A 15607-nucleotide genomic window follows, 5' to 3' on the forward strand; every position below is an offset into this window, starting at 1 on the left:
ATGCTCCTCGTCGCGGTCGGCCACCGCCTCCACGCAGGCCCGCAGCCAGCGCCGGAACGTGTACGGGTTCGCCCCGACCCACGCGTGGGGCTCCCACTGCCGCCGCGCCGTGTTGTCGAAGGCCACCATCGCGCCGGGGAAGTCGCTCTCGGGGATCCCCTCCCGCAGCCGCCGGATGCCGCTGTCGCACATGTCGGCGTAGCCGAACAGCCCGCCCTGGAACCGCGGCACCACGCTCAGGCCGTCGTGCGAGACCGGCACGTACTCGTGGTTGTGGGGCGGGAAGGCGAGCGCGCCTTGGATGCCCGCCTCGAGGTACGAGCGGTTGAGTCCGTCGAAGTTCGCGCCCACGTCCACCGACATGAGGTGCAGCTCCCCCACGCCCTCCTCGCGGGCGCGCTCGCGCCAGTGCGCGATCACCGAGGGGTAGTCGGGCAGCTGCGCGATGCGGTACACGGCGAGCACCGCCGCACCGTCCACGCGCAGGTAGCGGGGATCGCGCAGCAGCGGCAGCACGTCCTCGATGAACTGCTCCGCGGGCACCTTGTCGTACTCCTGGGCGATGAGCACGTTCTTCGTGTCGCCGTCCCAGCGGCGCGTCCAGTTCTCGTTCGCCCACATGATGCAGAAGGGCTGGTCGAGATCGGATTCGACGAGCCGCTCGATCGGCATCTCCATGAGCTTGTGGCCCGAGAACCAGTAGTAGTAGTACATGAACGCCTCGACGCCGTGCCGCTTCGCGAGCTCGGTCTGGCGCGCACGGATCTCGTCGAGCCGGAGGTCGTAGTAGCCGAGCTCCCCGGGTAGCAGCGGCTGCGGCTGCCCCGCGTAGACGGGCTTCGCCTTCGTCACGTTCGACCACTCGGTGAAGCCCTTGCCCCACCAGGCGTCGTTCTCGGGGAAGGGGTGGAACTGCGGCAGGTAGAAGGCCATCGCCCTCGCGCGCAGCAGCGGCTCCGCGAGCCGCCGGTCGATCTCCTCGGCGGATGCGGCGGGGCCCGCGAGCGCCGGCCGCTCGAGCATCGAGTAGCCGGCCTCCTTCGCCAGGATGCCGATCATCCGCTCGATCGCGTGCGCGGTGGTCGCATCCACCTGCCCGGCCTCGGGCTCGAAGTCCGCCTCGTCCACCATGAGCGCCCGCAGACCCTGCAGCAGGAAGCCGCGGATCCAGTAGATGGAGCCGGAGGGGAACTCGAGCGCGTCCCGGTCGAGGCGGAGCCGCAGGCGGCGCATGAGCTCGCGCACGAAGGGCTCGTCGCCGCCCCAGTGCTCGGGGCCCACGATCGCGTGCTCGGCGGTGATCACGCCCGCCCGCGGGTTGTCGAGCAGCTCGGCGAGGATCGCGTCCACGTTCTCGGCGCCGCCGAGCAGGTCGCGGTAGAACCCCTCCTTCCACTCCCGGCCGGAGCCGGCGAGCGTGTCGTGCCCCTCGCGCCACTCGCTCTTCTTCGTGTGCACCTTGAGGACGATGTCGTAGGGGTCGAGCAGCCCCGCGTTCACGATCTGCAGCAGCGGCCAGATATCGCGGCCGTGGTTCGCGACCTCGAGCACGCGCACGTGCTTCGCGCCGCTCGAGCGCAGCGCCTCCGCGTCGAGCGCTGCGCCCGACGCGTTCGTCACGATCAGGTCGAAGGGGTGCGCGATCGCCCGCAGCTGCTCGCACAGCTCCGCGACCAGCTCGGGATAGTAGACGTGCAGATGCACGCCGATGGGCGCCGGCTCGGCGAGCGGCGGGTGGTCGACCCGCCACTTCGCGGGGAACCCGACGAAGTGCGCGCCCGCGCCGCGCTCGAGCCAGGCCTCGAGGTCGACGCCGGTGCCGGTGGCCCCGGCGGGTGCGGTGCGACCTGCGATGCGGTCGCCGATGATCTCGCGTCCGCGCACCAGTCGGCGCTTGATGCCTGCTTTCGTGATCCGGCGCATGGTGGCCCGTCCTTTCTCGATTCCGGTCTCGTCGTCGACGGATCCGGGCTACAGCCAGTCGGCGATCTCGATGCCGAACTCGTCGCGCAGCCGCTGCGGGATGCGATCGCCGTCCGGCACGATCTCGGGTCGGGTGATGAGTTCGCGTTTGATGAACGGGACGCCTTCCCGGAGCACCGCGTCCCATCGGGTGATCATGGGATTCGCGTGGTCGGTGCCGACCAGCTGCGGCTCGAGGAGCGCGGTGCCGGCGAAGCCCTCGCCGTAGAGCAGCGCCGAGAGGCCGAGCTCGTAGCGGCGGATGACCTCGTCCTTGTCCCCCTGGATGCGCACGCCCCGCCAGAACCCCTGGAAGTCGGGCGACTGCAGCACCGCGGGGGTGAAGCCGAGCACAAAGCTCTGCAGGTGGTCGCGGAACTGCGTGCTGCGCACCATCCCCCACCAGTCCCCGTAGGTCCCCTCGAAGTCGTCGAGCACCGCGTCGATGCGGTCGAAGGGGCCGAGCAGGGAGTCGTTGAGCTGCAGCACCCGGTCGGCCTCGAAGAGCTGCGGCTGCGCGAGGTACGCGGCGGCCCAGCTGCCGAAGTCGTAGCCGATGTTCGGCTTGCGCAGGATCGCCACCCGCTCCGGCGCCTCGCCGGCCCACTCGAGCGGCGCCGGGTCCGGGCACGCGCTGACGAGCAGCACGAAGTAGCCGCGGCCGGACACCTGCCGCACGAGCTCGCTGAGCGAGCGCGAGAGGCGCGGATTCAGCGACCACGAGGCGACCACGGCGACCCGGTCGGCGTAATACGGCACGCGCAGGTCGTTCTCCCAGCGCAGCTGCGGCTCGAGGGCGTCGTAGAAGAGGCTGCGCACGCGCTACCCGCGCCCGTTCCGCATCGCGCGCCGCAGGGGCGCCGTCACCTGCCAGGAGCGCGAGTTGCGCAGCTCCTTGAGCTGCTTCGCGAAGTGCTCCGAGGCGGCTTTCTGGGCGGCGTGGCGCCGCTCGAGCTCGTCGAGGCTCCGCCGCAGCTCGGATGCCTCGAGCCGCGCCGCGCGCAGCTCGCCGCGGAGCCTGCGCACCTCGTCCGCCCCGTCGGCGGTTTCGACCGATTCGGCCACGGCCATCCTCCTGCTCGCCCAACACGTGCCCGCCCGCCGAACGCGGCCGTCGCGGCTGCCAGTCTACGGGCAGGGGCCTCGGTAGACTCTCATCAGCTATGGAAGAACTCGATGACATTCGGGCCGCGACCCTCGCGCGCAACGCGCGCCTGGCCGCGCTCCCGCTGCAGCAGACCGGAACCCGGGGGGCCCTGTTCGTCGGGTTCTTCCACTCGATCCGCGACATCTGGCAGCGGCGCGAGCTGCTGCGGCTGCTCATCGCGCGCGAGGTCAAGGCCCGGTACAAGGACTCGGTGCTCGGCTTCGCGTGGGGCCTCGTGCGTCCGCTCACGCAGCTGCTCATCTACTACCTCGTGCTCGGGCACTTCCTCGGGGCCGCGCGGTCGATCCCCGAGTTCGCCGTCTACATCTTCGCCGGCCTCACCATCTACGGCCTCGCGAGCGAGATCCTGCAGGTGATGACCGGCTCGATCGTCGCGAACGCCGGGCTCGTGAAGAAGGTCTACCTGCCGCGCGAGATCTTCCCGCTCGCGGGCATCGGCTCGGCCGGGTTCAACTTCGCGCTGCAGCTGCTCATCCTCACCGCCGCGGCGCTGGTCACCGGCACCTTCGTGCTCGGCTGGAACCTGCTGTTCGCGCTCGCCGCGGTCGTGCTCATCCTCATCTACGGACTCGCGATCGGCCTCGCCCTCTCGGCCATCAACGTGTACCTGCGCGACATGCAGTACCTCATCGAGGTCATCGTCATGCTCATGATGTGGGCCTCCCCCATCGTCTACTCGTGGCAGTTCGTGGGCGACGCGTTCGTGGAGTTCGGCATCCCCTCCTGGCTGCTCGAGGTGTACCTCGACAACCCGATGACCCTCGCGGTGCTCGGCTTCCAGGCCGCGTTCTGGGCGCCCGGCGCGGGCGAGGGCGCGATCATGCCCGAGCACCTCGCGCTGCGGATGCTCATCGCCGGCCTCATCGGACTCGTCCTCGTCTTCCTCGCCCAGCGCATCTTCGCTCGGCTGCAGGGCAACTTCGCGCAGGAGCTCTAGTGACCTCGAACCCCACCGTCATCTCCGTGCAGGACGTCTCGAAGCGCTTCGTCATCCGCCAGGACAAGTCGCTCAAGGACCGCATCCTGCACCCCCGCCGCACCGCGCGGTTCGCCGAGAACTTCTGGGCGCTGCGCGACGTGTCGATCGACATCAACGCCGGCAACACGATCGGCCTCATCGGCCCCAACGGCTCGGGCAAGTCCACGCTGCTGAAGATCGTCGGCGGCATCCTCGCGCCCTCGAGCGGCCGCGTGCTGCACCGCGGGCGCATCGCCGCCCTCCTCGAGCTCGGCGCGGGCTTCCACCAGGACCTCACGGGCCGCGAGAACATCTACCTCAACGCCTCGATCCTCGGGCTCTCGCGCCAGGAGACCGACCGCTACTTCGACGAGATCGTCGCGTTCTCGGGCATCGAGAAGTTCATCGACACGCAGGTGAAGTTCTATTCCTCGGGCATGTACGTGCGACTCGCCTTCGCGGTCGCCGTGCACGTCGACCCCGACATCCTGCTCGTGGACGAGGTGCTCGCGGTCGGCGACGAGGCGTTCCAGCGCAAGTGCCTCGAGCGCATCCGCACCTTCCAGGAGGAGGGGCGCACGATCATCATGGTGACGCACACGCTCTCGCAGATCACCGAGTTCTGCACCCGCGCGCTCGTGCTCGGCCACGGCAACGTCGTGTTCGACGGCGACCCGGAGGACGCGGTGGGCGTGCTGCGCTCGGGCTTCGACAGCCTCGTCGAGGCGGATGCGTCGAAGGCGCGCCTCGCGGCGATCGGCCGGCGGGCGGGCAGGATCACCGCGGTGCGCCCGGTGCTCGAGGGCGAGCGGCTCTCCCCCGGCGAGGACCTCGTGGTCGAGGTGGATCTCGAGATCTTCCAGGAGCTCGAGGGCTGGAACGTCGGCCTCAGCATCACGAACGGCCTGCGGCAGATGGCGCTGATGACCAGCGCCCGCCGCGCGGGGCTGCCGATCTCGAGACTCTCGGAGGGCGCCCGCACGGTGCGCTTCGTGCTGCCCCGGCTCTCGCTCCCGCACCAGGAGTACACGCTCACCGCCGCCTTCTACGACGACCAGGACGAGGAGGTCTCGCGCCTCGACGACGCCGCGTCCTTCCTCGTCGAGAGCGACGAGCGCTCCGTCGGCCTCACCTACTCCCCCGCCTCCGCGACGATCGAATAGGAATCCCGTGACCGCAGCACCGAATCCCGCCGACCGCGGCGACGGCCCCATCGTCATGACGCTCATGGTGCGGGACGAGGTCGACGTCGTCGCCGCGATGCTCGAGCACCACCTCGCGCAGGGCGTGGACCTCGTCATCGCCACCGACAACGGCTCGGTGGACGGCACGCGCGAGGTGCTCGCCGACTACGAGCGGCTCGGGGTGCTCGAGCTGCACGACGACCCGCGCCACCGCAAGCAGCAGGCGGAGGTCGTGACAGGCATGGCGCGCCGCGCCGCGCGCGTGCACGGCGCGGCCTGGGTGATCAACGCCGACGCGGACGAGTTCTGGTTCGCGAGCGGCGACCGGTCGCTCGCGGACGCCCTCCGTGCGGTTCCCGCGGCCGTCGAGAGCTTCGACGTGCCGGTGCGCAACCTCATGGGGCGGCCGGTGCGCGCCGGCGCCGCGCTGCCGAGCCGCTGCTGGCGGGACGAGCGCGAGGAGGAGGCGCTGCGCGCCGTGGGGCTGCACGCGCATCCCACCCAGAACTGCGTGCACCGCGGCGCCCCCGACGTCTCGGTGGTGCAGGGCAATCACGCCACGGATCTGCCGCTCGCGGACCCGGCCGACATTCCCGAAGCCGCTCGGCTCGAGGTGCTGCACATGCCGTACCGCGCGTGGCCCGTGTACGAGAACCGCGTGCGCGTCACCGCCGAGGGGTACCGCGCCTCGGGCCGCACGCCCTCGCCGCGCCACCACGGCATGCGCGACGCCCGCTGGCTCGAGGCCGGCGAGCTCGAGCACTTCTTCGTGGCGCGGCACCCGGAGCTCGACGGCGCCGAAACCCTGACGCCCGGCTTCGTGCGCGACGTCCGGCTGCAGGAGGAGCTGTCGGGCCTGCTCGCCGACGGCGCCAGGCTGCCGGAGCGGCTGCGCGCGACCTTCGAGCCCGAGCCCGAGTGGTTCGAGGACGAGGCGGAGCTGCGCTCGCGCAACCGACTCGTGGCCCCGCACATGACCGAGGCCGCCGAGCTGCGCGCCCTGCTCGAGTACCGCACCGGCGAGTTCTACCAGCAGCTCGCCGCGACCGAGTCCCTCGAGGCGGAGCGGGAACGGCTCCACGCCCGGGCCGCGAACGCCGAGACGACGGTGGCGGAGCTCAACACCTACCTCGCCCGCGCGCAGCGGCACCCCGCAGTCCGCGCCTCGATGCGCGCGTTCCTCGGCAGGCCGCGCAAGCGGTAGGCGCCTCCGGTTTCCCGGCCGCGTCGGCGTCCCCGCGTGCGCCGGCGGCGCCCGCTGTCGCCTGGGGCTGCCGTTCCGGATGCGAATAGCCCGCAGAGCCCGGATATCGAGGTCTGCGGGCTATTCGCATCCGGAACGGCACCTCGTCGAGGGCACTCCGCCGGAAAAGACTTTCCAACAGGGCAAGTGCTCCGTATGCTTGCCGATATGGAAAGTCACTCGGACGAGGAAGGCGGGCGGCGGCCCAGCCCGGAGGACGCCCGCGAGACGCTCGGGCGGCTCGAGGCCGACGGCGCCGAGCTGGCCCGCCGCGCGAGCACGCCGGGCTGGTACTACCCCGCCGTCGGCGTGCTCGTGGCTCCGGCCGTGGGCGCGCTGTCGCAGCCCGGCCCGGTCTCGATCTTCTTCACGTCGCTCGCCATCTTCGGGTCGGGGCTGCTCGCCGGGATCCTGCGACGGCGCACCGGCGTCGCGGTGAGCCGCCCCACCGGCCCTCGGAGCCGGAGGGAGTTCGTCCGCCTCGTCGTCCTCGTGGCGATCGCCTTCGCGGCGGCGCTCGCGATCTCGTTCCTCCCGATATCGGCGTGGTGGGCGGTCCTGCCCGCCGCGCTCGCGCTCGCGGCCATCCTGCTCCTCGGACCCCGCTACGACGCCGCGATCGGCGTCGAGATCGCCGGGGGCGCCGCGTGACCGCGGAGCCAGTCTTCGACGACATCATCCACTCCCCCGTGCGCCTGCGCATCTGCGGGCTGCTGCGCGCGCCCGAGCAGCTCGAGTTCGCGGCGATCCGGGACACGCTCGGCGTGAGCGACACGACACTCTCGAAAAACCTCAAAGTGCTGGCCCAGGCGGGTTTCGTGCTCGTCGACAAGGGCCCCTCCCCGAAGCGCGGGGATGCGCGGCGGCTCACCTGGGTGGCGCTCACCGGCAAGGGCCGCGGTGCGCTCGAGGGCCACCTCGCGGCGCTCGCGCGGATCGCCGCGGGGACGCCGGGTAGTACCCCGGTCTGAGTTCCACCCCTCCTCCGGTGCCGACCGCCGGTTTCCCAGGCATATCGGCAGGCTGAGGTGGCAGAATCCGGAGCATCGCGGCGCTGTTGCCGCGAGGCCGCACCAGACCCGCATCCAGGCATGCCCGTCGCTCCTCGAGGAACCCGCGCTTTGAGTCCCAAACACGCCGCACTCCCGTCGCCCGCCGTGCTTCGACGCCGCAAACTCGCGCGGCTGTGCCTGGCCGGGGCCATCGTCGCCGCACTCGCGGCGGCTTCGGGCGCCCAGCTGCTCAACCCGTCGGGCGCCCCGGCCGCCATCGAGACCGTCCCGACCGCAGCGCCCGAGCCCACGCTGGTGACCGGCCCGGACGCGGAGTCGGAGGCCGGCGGCCTCGACGGCCAGGGCGGGCGCGGCACCCACGACGCCGCGCTCGAGGGGGCCGGCGGGAGCGGCGCCCCGGGCCTCGCGCCACCGGGCGACCAGCTCTCCGGGGCCGCTTCTCCCCCAGGGCGCTCGGATCAGCTCGTGCAGTGGCCGCTCACGACGCGCGACCGCAACATCACCTCGTACTTCGGCCCCCGCACCTCCCCGTGCGCGGGCTGCTCCTCCAACCATCGCGGCCTCGACTTCGCGGGCGCGGTAGGGATGCCCGTCGGCTCGATCGCCGACGGCGTGGTCGTGGACCTCTCGGCCGCCGACCGCGGCGGTCTCGGCGTGCACGTCGTGATCGAGCATCGGATCGACGGCAAGATCACGCACTCCGTCTACGGGCATCTGCACACCGGTTCCATCACCGTGTCGGTGGGCGAGCGGGTGCAGGCGGGCGAGCGTATCGGCTCGCTCGGCAACACCGGCGCCTCCACGGGCCCGCACCTGCACCTCGAGATCATCATCCAGGGCACGCACGTGGACCCGCTCTCGTTCCTGCGCAAATACGCCGACGGTCATGACGTGGACATCATCGACCGTCCGCCGGTCGACTGGGCGAAGGATCAGGACCCCGACGCCGAGGGCGAGGGCTGGCAGCCGGACGAGGACACGCTCGACGTGGACCCCGACGAGCACGGGAACCCCTCGCCGTCGCCCACCCCGACGCCCGACCCGAGCGAGACCCCCGCCCCGGGCGAGGATCCCGGTCCGACCGACGGCCCGGGCGAGACGGACTCGCCCGAGGAGACCGATGGCCCCGGAGAATCGCCGCAGCCGACCCCGACCGGCGGTCCCGAGGAGCCGGGCGAATCCGAGGGCCCGGGCAGCGGCCCCGGCGAGGAGACCTGCGAGGACGAGGCCGGTGCGGACGAGCCCGGCGACGAGACGCAGGACCCCGACTCGACCTGCCCGCCGGACGCGGAGGAGCCGGCACCGACGAAGCCCTGAGCCGGACGGCGCCGGGCCCTTCCGACGGGGCCCATCCGGCGGGGTTCGTCCGACGGGACCCGTCCGGCTCGGGCGACACGGCTCCCGCCGCTCAGGGGCGGTCCGGCACGCCCTCCTCGAGCCAGCCGCGCATCGCGGCGGCGGCCCGGTCCGCGATCGCGTGGCCTGGCGGCCGGGTCGCGAGGTCGCTCAGCGCGAACATGTCGAGGATGCGGCCGAGGAAGAGCCAATCGGCCTCGAGCGGCAGCCCCGCAGGGGGCCGCGCGGCGAATCCCGCCCGGAAGCCCTCGCGGAAGCCGGCCGGGTAGTCCCGCTCGAAACGCAGCATGTTCGCGGCGTCGGCGTACGGGCTACCCGAGAAGGCGAACTCCCAGTCGAGCACCGCGGCCACCTGCCATGCGCCGGAGCGGCGGGAGATCAGGATGTTCTTGGGATTGGCGTCCGCGTGCACGAGCCGCGCATGCGCGTCGACCCGGTCGAGCGCGGGGGCGAGCCGCGCGCAGAGCGCTGCCCAGGCCTCCCGCTCCTCCGCCGCGAGACGCTCCGCGGGCGTCCTCGCCATGCACTGCCGCGCGAACGCCGGCAGCTGCGCCGACCACGGCTCCCCCGCTCCCGGCGCGAGCCCCTCGCCGTCGAAGAATCCGGGCCGGTCGAACGAGACCCTCCCGATCCTCGAGATCGTCGACCCGACCTCGGCCCCGAGCGCCGCCGCATCCTCCGGCGCGCAGCGGTCCGCCTCGAGCACCTCGCCCAGCAGCTCGCCCTCGACGAACTCGAGCACCGTCACGGCCCGGTCGCCGCCGTCGGAGGCCGGCAGGACGCACCGCACCGCGGGGACGGGGATGCCGGCGCGGGCGGCCTCGCGCATGACGGCCGCCTCCACGAGCGGGGCCTCGCCGCCGCACCGGACGACGACGCGCCCGCCGTCGGCGAGCTCGACGAGGCTCGTCGCATGCGAGTACCCGCCTGCGAGCGACCGGACCTCGCGCACGGCTGCGCCGGTCGCCGACTCGACCCTCCGGATCTCCTCAGGCGTCATCGGCGCGACTCTCCTTCCCAGGTGCGGGAGCGGCCGTCGTGCGCGAGGCCGCCCGCGACGAGCAGGATCGCGAGGACGCCGATCTGGATGATCAGCAGCAGCCGTGCGGTCGGGGTCATCGGCGGTCCGTTCTCGAGCGATGCGGAGACGGTTCACTCCGCAGGACCAGCATGCCGCAGATGCGTCACAGTCCGTCGTTCCGACCGGGCCGGAACGACGGACTGCGACGCATCTTGCGGGGCGCCGCCGCGCTAGTCCTCGGGGTCCCGCCGCGAGAACATCCCGCGCGTGCGCGAGAGCCGGTAGTCGATGCGGTCGTCGACGTAGGTCTCGACCTCGGGGCGCTCGCCGATGGTGCTCGCCCACTCGTCGGTGATCCGCTGCGTGACCCGCTCGAGCCGCTCGCGCTGCTCGTCGCGCTTGCGCACCTTGTCGTCGAGCACCAGGGCTCTCACCGTGGCCCAGCTCATGAGCAGCAGCACCACGCTGAACGGCAGCGCCGTCGCGAGGGCCGCCGACTGCAGCCCCTGCAATCCGCCCGCCACGAGCAGGCCGATCGCCACGAGGCCCTCGATGAGCGACCACAGCACTCGCGACCAGACCGGCGGGTTGGGGTGTCCGCCGGAGGCGAGCATGTCGACCACGAGCGAACCGGAGTCGGAGGAGGTGATGAAGAACAGCGCCACGATGATGATGCCGGCGATCGAGAGGATGCTGCCCATCGGCAGCCCGCCGAGCACCGTGAAGAGCGCCCCCTCGGCGTTCACCTCGCCGTTCTCGACGAGATCGCCCTCGCCGAAGAGCTGGCGGAAGAGCCCCGCGCCGCCCATCACCGAGAACCAGATGAACCCGACCAGCGCCGGCACGAGCAGCACGCCCGTGATGAACTGGCGCACCGTGCGGCCGCGCGAGATCCGCGCGATGAAGATGCCGACGAAGGGCGACCAGGAGATCCACCAGCCCCAGTAGAAGATGGTCCACTTCGAGAACCAGCCCTGCGCCTCGTCGGTGCGGTGGAAGGCGCCGACGTCGAAGGTCATCTGCATGAAGTTCGCGAGGTAGTAGCCGAGCGACTCGGTGAAGTTCTGCAGCAGGAACAGGGTGGGCCCGAGCAGCAGCACGCTCACGAGCAGCAGCCCGGCGAGCGACAGGTTGATGTTCGAGAGCCACTTGATGCCCGCGCCCAGGCCGCTGACCACCGAGAAGGTCGCGAGGAAGGTGATCACCGCGATGAGGATCACGAGGATCGTGTTGTCGACGGTGTCGACGATGCCGATGGACTGCATGCCCGACGAGATCTGCTGGACTCCGAGGCCGAGCGAGGTCGCGATGCCGAAGACGGTGCCGAAGATCGCGAGGATGTCGATGACATCGCCGACCCAGCCCTTGACCCGCTCGCCGAACAGCGGCTCGAGGGCCCAGCGGATCGAGACGGGGCGGCCCCGGCGGTGGATCGCGTAGCCGACCGCGAGGCCGATCATCGCGTAGATCGCCCACGGGTGCAGGCCCCAGTGGATGAAGGTCTGGGCCATCGCGAGCCCCGCGAGCTCCTCCTGGCTGCCGTCCCAGCCGGGCTTCTGCTCGACGGTGGCGTAGGTGACGGGCTCCCCGACGCCGTAGAAGACGAGGCCGATGCCCATGCCCGCGGCGAAGAGCATCGCGAACCACGAGAGCACGCCGTACTCGGGCCGCTCGTCGTCGCGCCCGAGCCGGATCTTCCCGAGCGAGGAGGAGGCGATGAAGATCGCCAGCACGATGAAGAGGGCGATGACCAGCATGTAGTACCAGCCGAAGGTCGCGACGATCCAGTCCTGGACCGTGATGAATACCTCTCCCGCCACATCCGGCAGGAGGATCGCGAACAGCGCGACGCCGAGCACTACGATGAGCGCCGGCCAGAAGACGCGCGGTGAGATCATGCCCTTGCCGATGCGCACGCCGTGACGGCGCAGCTTGGCGACGATCTTCGCGTCCGTGTCGTCGTCGCCGATCTGCACCGCCCGGTGCAGCCGCACCGTCTCGGGGAGCCCTGACTCATCGACGGCGGCGGCCTGCCCGGGCCCGTTCGATTCGGGCGGCTCGCCGCTCTCGGACGTACTGGAGGTGTGCTCCTGAGAGCTCATTTTCCCATTTTCCGTTCTGTAGATCGGTCGATGTGCATCCAACAGCCTTGCGGAAGCCCCGCCGAAATGGCAAACGCGACGCCGTTTCCGCGCCCTCGAAGTCGCGGCCCCGCGCGGCTCGGATGCGCTCGGGGACGGATCTGACCGGATGGGTATGCTCGGGGCATGCACCCCAGCGCGCCATCGCCGAGACGGGCGCCGATGCGCCCGCTCGTACTCGCCTGCGGGAAGGTCGCCGGGTGAGCGGCGTCGTCCGCGCGGCGAGCGCGATCATCCTGGACGACCGGCGTCGCGTGCTGCTCGTCCTCCGCGGCCACGAGCCCGAGCGGGGGCGCTGGTCGGTGCCCGGCGGACGCTGCGAGCCCGGCGAGACGTTCGCGGAGGCCGCCGCGCGCGAGGCCCTCGAGGAGACCGGCCTGCACGTCGAGATCCACGAGGAGCTGTGGGTCGTACGCATCCCCACCGGCGACGGCCGGACGTTCGAGGTGCACGACTTCGCCGCCACGGTGCTGGGCGGGACGCTCCGCCCGGGCGACGACGCCGACGACGCGCGCTGGGCATCCGACGAGGAGCTCGACGCCCTGCCGCTGACCGAGGACCTCGCCGGCCATCTCCGCCGGGCCGACGTGTTCGGCACCCGCCGGACGAACTGAGCCCATCGGGCCGAGCCCCGGCCCGAGGATCCCCGCCGGAGCCCGGGGGCTGAGCCCGATCCCGACGTCTCTCCGGCAGCCTTCCGGCGCAATCCGACCCGCTCGATCCGACCGTCTCAGCCCGCCGTGCCGGCCCGGCCGCACTCGCGCTCGATCCAGCGGCAGATCGCCTCCACCACGCGGGCGCGCTCGGCGCCGTCGAGCGCACGGCCCGGCGGGATGCCGTGCCACCGGTGCAGGCACGTGCGGCAGCACGTGGCGGTCGCGTGCTGGGCGACGAACACCGGGTGCCCGCGGTACGGCGTCTGCCTGCCGTCGTTCGTGGGCTCGGCCGGCGCGAGCCGCCGCTCGATCAGCTCCGCCGCGTGCCGGCGCATCGTGTCGTGCCCGCGCGTCCGCGCCGTCTCCAGCTCGCGGCCGCGCAGGTGGAATCGGGCGCGGAACCGCTGGCGTGCGAGCCGCTGGAGCAGCGCGTCGAGATCGTCCGTCATCATGCCCGCACCGTACCGCCGCCATCGGACATGCCCGCGACGCGCGGCATCGGCCGAGCGACGGCATCACTCGATGAGCGACTCGCGGATCCGCTCCTGCGCGTCCGCGTCGATGCCGAGCCCGTCCGAGAAGTAGCCCCTCACGGAGCCGAAGCGCGCCGTCATCTCGTCGATCGCCGTGCGCAGATAGTCCGGGTCGACGCCGAGCACGGGCTTGAGGATCTCGGGATCGCCGCCGTCCGCGGCGAACTGCGCGAAGAGCGCGTCGAACCTCGGCAGCAGGTAGCGGTTCGTGAGCTCGTAGTCGTAGAAGACGTGCTCCTCCTCCGCGCCGAGCAGCATCAGGGTCGCGGCCGAGGCCCAGCCGGTACGGTCCTTGCCGGTGGTGCAGTGCACCAGCGCGGGGGCGTCCGCCTCGGCCATGCGCAGGAAGAAGGTGCGGTAGGCGCGCAGCGCGCTGCCGGAGGACACGATCTCCCGGTAGGCGCCGCGGAACATCTCGACGGCCTTGCCGCCGCCGAGCGCCTCGGCGGCGCGGGCGGGATGCTGCACCACGTCGAGCAGCTCGGCCGGCGCCATCGCCGTCGCCTCCGCGAGCACATCGCAGACCACCGCGGCGGCCCCCTCCGGGAGCCGGTCGGGCGCGGCGGTGCGCTCGTGCTCGGTGCGCAGGTCGAACACCGTGCGGACCTCGAAGCGTCGCAGCACCTCGGCGTCGGGCGGGGTGAGGCGGTCCAGCGCGACGGAGCGGTAGAGCCTGCCCGTGCGCACGCGGCCTCCGGAGGCCACCGGGTAGCCGCCGATGTCGCGGAGGTTGGGCAGCGACCGGAGATCGATGAGGATGCCGGGCTCGGGCTGTTCGTGGGATGCGGTCGTCATGCGCTGGAGCCTCTCTCGTGTGCGGCGACGGCCCGGCCGTCGCGGGCGCCGATCGCGCGGGTGCGCCGCCGATCGCGCTTCCTCGGGTCGGCCCAGACTACCGGCGCGGGCTCGTGATTCCGCGGAGCTTCGGCGGCCGCCTCGCCTGCGACGGCGGCGTTGCCCGCGCGCCCCACGCCCCCTCGCTCATCCTCCTGACGCCCCTCCCCGCGCGCCGCTCGAGCCGCCCTCCTCATCCGCGATGAGCCCGAGCAGGACGCTCGCGGGCTGCTCGGGCCGCTTGAGCGTGATCGCGAACTGCCTGCCGTCGGCCTGCGTGAGGACGAGGCCCGGCCCCTTCCGCAGGATGATCGCCGACCGGCCCGGCATGATGCGGAAGCCCCAGCCGCCCCAGTCCATGGGCTCGAGCGTGGCGACCTCGACCTCGACGAGCTGCTCGGCCGCGACGCGCTTCAGCGGGATGCCGAGCAGCATGGAGGTCACCCGGAATCCGCGCCAGTCGACGGTGACGCGGTAGGCGCAGAACAGCAGCACGAGCAGGAGGCCGGCGAGGTACGGGATGATCGTCCATCCCACCGTTCGCAGTCCCCCGTCAAGGATCGCCGGCAGGTAGCTGGGCACGCCGATGGCGAGCGTGAGGACGGCCACCGCCACGAACAGCCAGGAGGAGATCGTGCGACTCCAGGCGACGCTCTCCCCCTCGCGCAGTCGCAGCGGCTCGACCCGCTCGGGCTCAGCCACGCCGACGGGCGGCGAGTCGCCCTTGGGCAGCAGCGCCACCGGCAGCAGGCCGTACAGCGGCGCCACCATGCTGGGGATGATCCACGGCCCGAGCTCGACCGTGTACGGGTCGGCGACGTCGAGCGCCGTGGCGGTGCTCATGAGCCAGAGGCCCAGCACCAGCGCGACCGTGGATCCGGCCAGACCGCCGATCGCCCGCTGCGTCCACTTGCCCTTGAGCGGCGCGAGCAGCAGCGCCGTGCCCACCGCCGCCGCGGCCAGCGCGACGCCGAGCAGCCAGGCGAACAGCGTCGCGCCGTCCGTCGCGGAGTCGGCCGGGCCGCTCGCGCTCCAATGCGAGGGCAGCTCCCGCGGCAGCCGCGAGCGCCACAGCGCCCAGGTGACGGGGATGACCGCGGCGGGCAGCCAGAGCAGGAGGATCGCGAACGTCTTGCGGGCTGTCCTCACGCGGTTCCTCCCATCAGCCGGTCGATGCGGGCGTGCACGTCCTGCGGCGAGAGCCCCAGCTTGCGCGCCTCCTCGGCGAGCTGCATCGCGAGCTCGCCCACGCGCACCGCGAGCGCCCCGGCGTCCTCGCGCACGTAGGCGCCGCGGCCCTGGCGCATCTCGATGAGCTCCTCGTCGCGCAGCCGCTGATACGCGCGGAGCACGGTGTGCATGTTCACCCGCAGCGAGACCGAGAGCTCCCGTGCAGGGGGCAGCCGCTCGCCCGGAGCGAGATCGCCGGAGACGATGGCCGCGCGGATCTGCACGGCGATCTGGTCGGCGAGCGACACCGACGAGCTCTGATCCACTCGGAACAACATGTTCTAGATCATATGCGAACAATGGCGGGT

The 15607-nt window shown here is 72.0% G+C and carries 17 protein-coding genes; 7 read left to right on the forward strand and 10 right to left on the reverse strand.

The genetic code is table 11. From position 1 onward, the window contains the following. The 3 genes from FM112_RS11150 to FM112_RS11160 all read right to left on the reverse strand — a co-directional run. A partial coding sequence (locus FM112_RS11150; protein ID WP_087007519.1) for a glycoside hydrolase family 99-like domain-containing protein occupies positions 1-1923 on the reverse strand: 1923 nt, incomplete at its 3' end. Between the two features lie 48 nt (positions 1924-1971). Continuing rightward, complete coding sequence (locus FM112_RS11155; protein WP_087007521.1) at positions 1972-2781, reverse strand: rhamnan synthesis F family protein; 810 nt, start codon at positions 2779-2781, stop codon at positions 1972-1974. A gap of 3 nt (positions 2782-2784) precedes the next feature. After that, positions 2785-3027: a methyltransferase gene (locus FM112_RS11160; protein ID WP_140400661.1), complete on the reverse strand. Its 243-nt coding sequence runs from the start codon at positions 3025-3027 to the stop codon at positions 2785-2787. A gap of 98 nt (positions 3028-3125) precedes the next feature. On the opposite strand from FM112_RS11160, the gene FM112_RS11165 reads away from it, so the two are divergent. The 6 genes from FM112_RS11165 (at position 3126) to FM112_RS11190 (ending at position 8845) form a co-directional block, all read left to right on the forward strand. Beyond that, positions 3126-4067, forward strand: coding sequence for an ABC transporter permease (locus FM112_RS11165; RefSeq protein ID WP_087007526.1), 942 nt, complete (start codon positions 3126-3128; stop codon positions 4065-4067). Next, the gene (locus tag FM112_RS11170) at positions 4067-5251 is read left to right on the forward strand and encodes an ABC transporter ATP-binding protein (protein ID WP_087007528.1); all 1185 of its coding nucleotides are present in this window, start codon (positions 4067-4069) and stop codon (positions 5249-5251) included. Before FM112_RS11165 ends, FM112_RS11170 begins: the two co-directional genes overlap by 1 nt. A gap of 7 nt (positions 5252-5258) precedes the next feature. Beyond that, entirely contained in the window at positions 5259-6476 is a 1218-nt protein-coding gene (locus FM112_RS11175) for a glycosyltransferase family 2 protein (protein WP_087007530.1), read from the forward strand. A 207-nt stretch (positions 6477-6683) separates the two neighbouring features. Further along, positions 6684-7166: a hypothetical protein gene (locus FM112_RS11180; RefSeq protein WP_087007532.1), complete on the forward strand. Its 483-nt coding sequence runs from the start codon at positions 6684-6686 to the stop codon at positions 7164-7166. Then, a complete protein-coding gene (locus tag FM112_RS11185; RefSeq protein ID WP_087007534.1) occupies positions 7163-7486 on the forward strand; it encodes a transcriptional regulator in 324 nt (107 codons plus the stop codon). Before FM112_RS11180 ends, FM112_RS11185 begins: the two co-directional genes overlap by 4 nt. A 150-nt stretch (positions 7487-7636) precedes the next feature. Then, positions 7637-8845 (forward strand): peptidoglycan DD-metalloendopeptidase family protein, encoded by a 1209-nt coding sequence (locus tag FM112_RS11190; protein ID WP_176386792.1) that lies wholly within the window; start codon positions 7637-7639, stop codon positions 8843-8845. A gap of 91 nt (positions 8846-8936) precedes the next feature. On the opposite strand, the gene FM112_RS11195 is transcribed toward FM112_RS11190, so the two are convergent. From FM112_RS11195 to FM112_RS11200, 3 genes are all read right to left on the reverse strand, one after another. Then, entirely contained in the window at positions 8937-9884 is a 948-nt protein-coding gene (locus FM112_RS11195; protein ID WP_087007538.1) for a phosphotransferase, read from the reverse strand. After that, a complete protein-coding gene (locus tag FM112_RS17580; protein WP_254910463.1) occupies positions 9881-10003 on the reverse strand; it encodes a hypothetical protein in 123 nt (40 codons plus the stop codon). The genes FM112_RS11195 and FM112_RS17580 overlap by 4 nt, the downstream gene beginning before the upstream one ends. Positions 10004-10135: 132 nt before the next feature. Then, the gene (locus FM112_RS11200; protein ID WP_087007540.1) at positions 10136-12007 is read right to left on the reverse strand and encodes a BCCT family transporter; all 1872 of its coding nucleotides are present in this window, start codon (positions 12005-12007) and stop codon (positions 10136-10138) included. A gap of 239 nt (positions 12008-12246) precedes the next feature. Between FM112_RS11200 and FM112_RS11205 the strand changes: the two genes are divergently transcribed. Then, entirely contained in the window at positions 12247-12660 is a 414-nt protein-coding gene (locus FM112_RS11205; protein ID WP_254910464.1) for an NUDIX domain-containing protein, read from the forward strand. Between the two features lie 116 nt (positions 12661-12776). Here FM112_RS11205 and FM112_RS11210 read toward each other — a convergent pair whose 3' ends face one another. From FM112_RS11210 to FM112_RS11225, 4 genes are all read right to left on the reverse strand, one after another. Continuing rightward, positions 12777-13154 (reverse strand): DUF4186 domain-containing protein, encoded by a 378-nt coding sequence (locus FM112_RS11210; protein ID WP_217874531.1) that lies wholly within the window; start codon positions 13152-13154, stop codon positions 12777-12779. A 63-nt stretch (positions 13155-13217) separates the two neighbouring features. Then, the gene (locus FM112_RS11215) at positions 13218-14030 is read right to left on the reverse strand and encodes a tyrosine-protein phosphatase (RefSeq protein ID WP_087007544.1); all 813 of its coding nucleotides are present in this window, start codon (positions 14028-14030) and stop codon (positions 13218-13220) included. Positions 14031-14216: 186 nt separating this feature from the next. Continuing rightward, a complete protein-coding gene (locus FM112_RS11220) occupies positions 14217-15218 on the reverse strand; it encodes a hypothetical protein (protein ID WP_087007545.1) in 1002 nt (333 codons plus the stop codon). Then, a complete protein-coding gene (locus tag FM112_RS11225) occupies positions 15215-15577 on the reverse strand; it encodes a GntR family transcriptional regulator (RefSeq protein ID WP_087007547.1) in 363 nt (120 codons plus the stop codon). The genes FM112_RS11220 and FM112_RS11225 overlap by 4 nt, the downstream gene beginning before the upstream one ends. Positions 15578-15607: the final 30 nt, after the last annotated feature.

The organism is Gulosibacter sp. 10, from assembly GCF_900163695.1.
GTDB lineage: Bacteria > Actinomycetota > Actinomycetes > Actinomycetales > Microbacteriaceae > Gulosibacter.

Excerpts from the sequence above, each read along its gene's own strand:
- FM112_RS17580 (WP_254910463.1), bottom strand. The coding sequence starts at position 10,003 with ATGACCCCGACCGCACGGCTGCTGCTGATCATCCAGATCGGCGTCCTC.
- FM112_RS11195 (WP_087007538.1), bottom strand. The coding sequence starts at position 9,884 with ATGACGCCTGAGGAGATCCGGAGGGTCGAGTCGGCGACCGGCGCAGCC.
- FM112_RS11225 (WP_087007547.1), bottom strand. The coding sequence starts at position 15,577 with ATGTTGTTCCGAGTGGATCAGAGCTCGTCGGTGTCGCTCGCCGACCAG.
- FM112_RS11180 (WP_087007532.1), top strand. The coding sequence starts at position 6,684 with ATGGAAAGTCACTCGGACGAGGAAGGCGGGCGGCGGCCCAGCCCGGAG.
- FM112_RS11210 (WP_217874531.1), bottom strand. The coding sequence starts at position 13,154 with ATGATGACGGACGATCTCGACGCGCTGCTCCAGCGGCTCGCACGCCAG.
- FM112_RS11200 (WP_087007540.1), bottom strand. The coding sequence starts at position 12,007 with ATGAGCTCTCAGGAGCACACCTCCAGTACGTCCGAGAGCGGCGAGCCG.
- FM112_RS11215 (WP_087007544.1), bottom strand. The coding sequence starts at position 14,030 with ATGACGACCGCATCCCACGAACAGCCCGAGCCCGGCATCCTCATCGAT.
- FM112_RS11165 (WP_087007526.1), top strand. The coding sequence starts at position 3,126 with ATGGAAGAACTCGATGACATTCGGGCCGCGACCCTCGCGCGCAACGCG.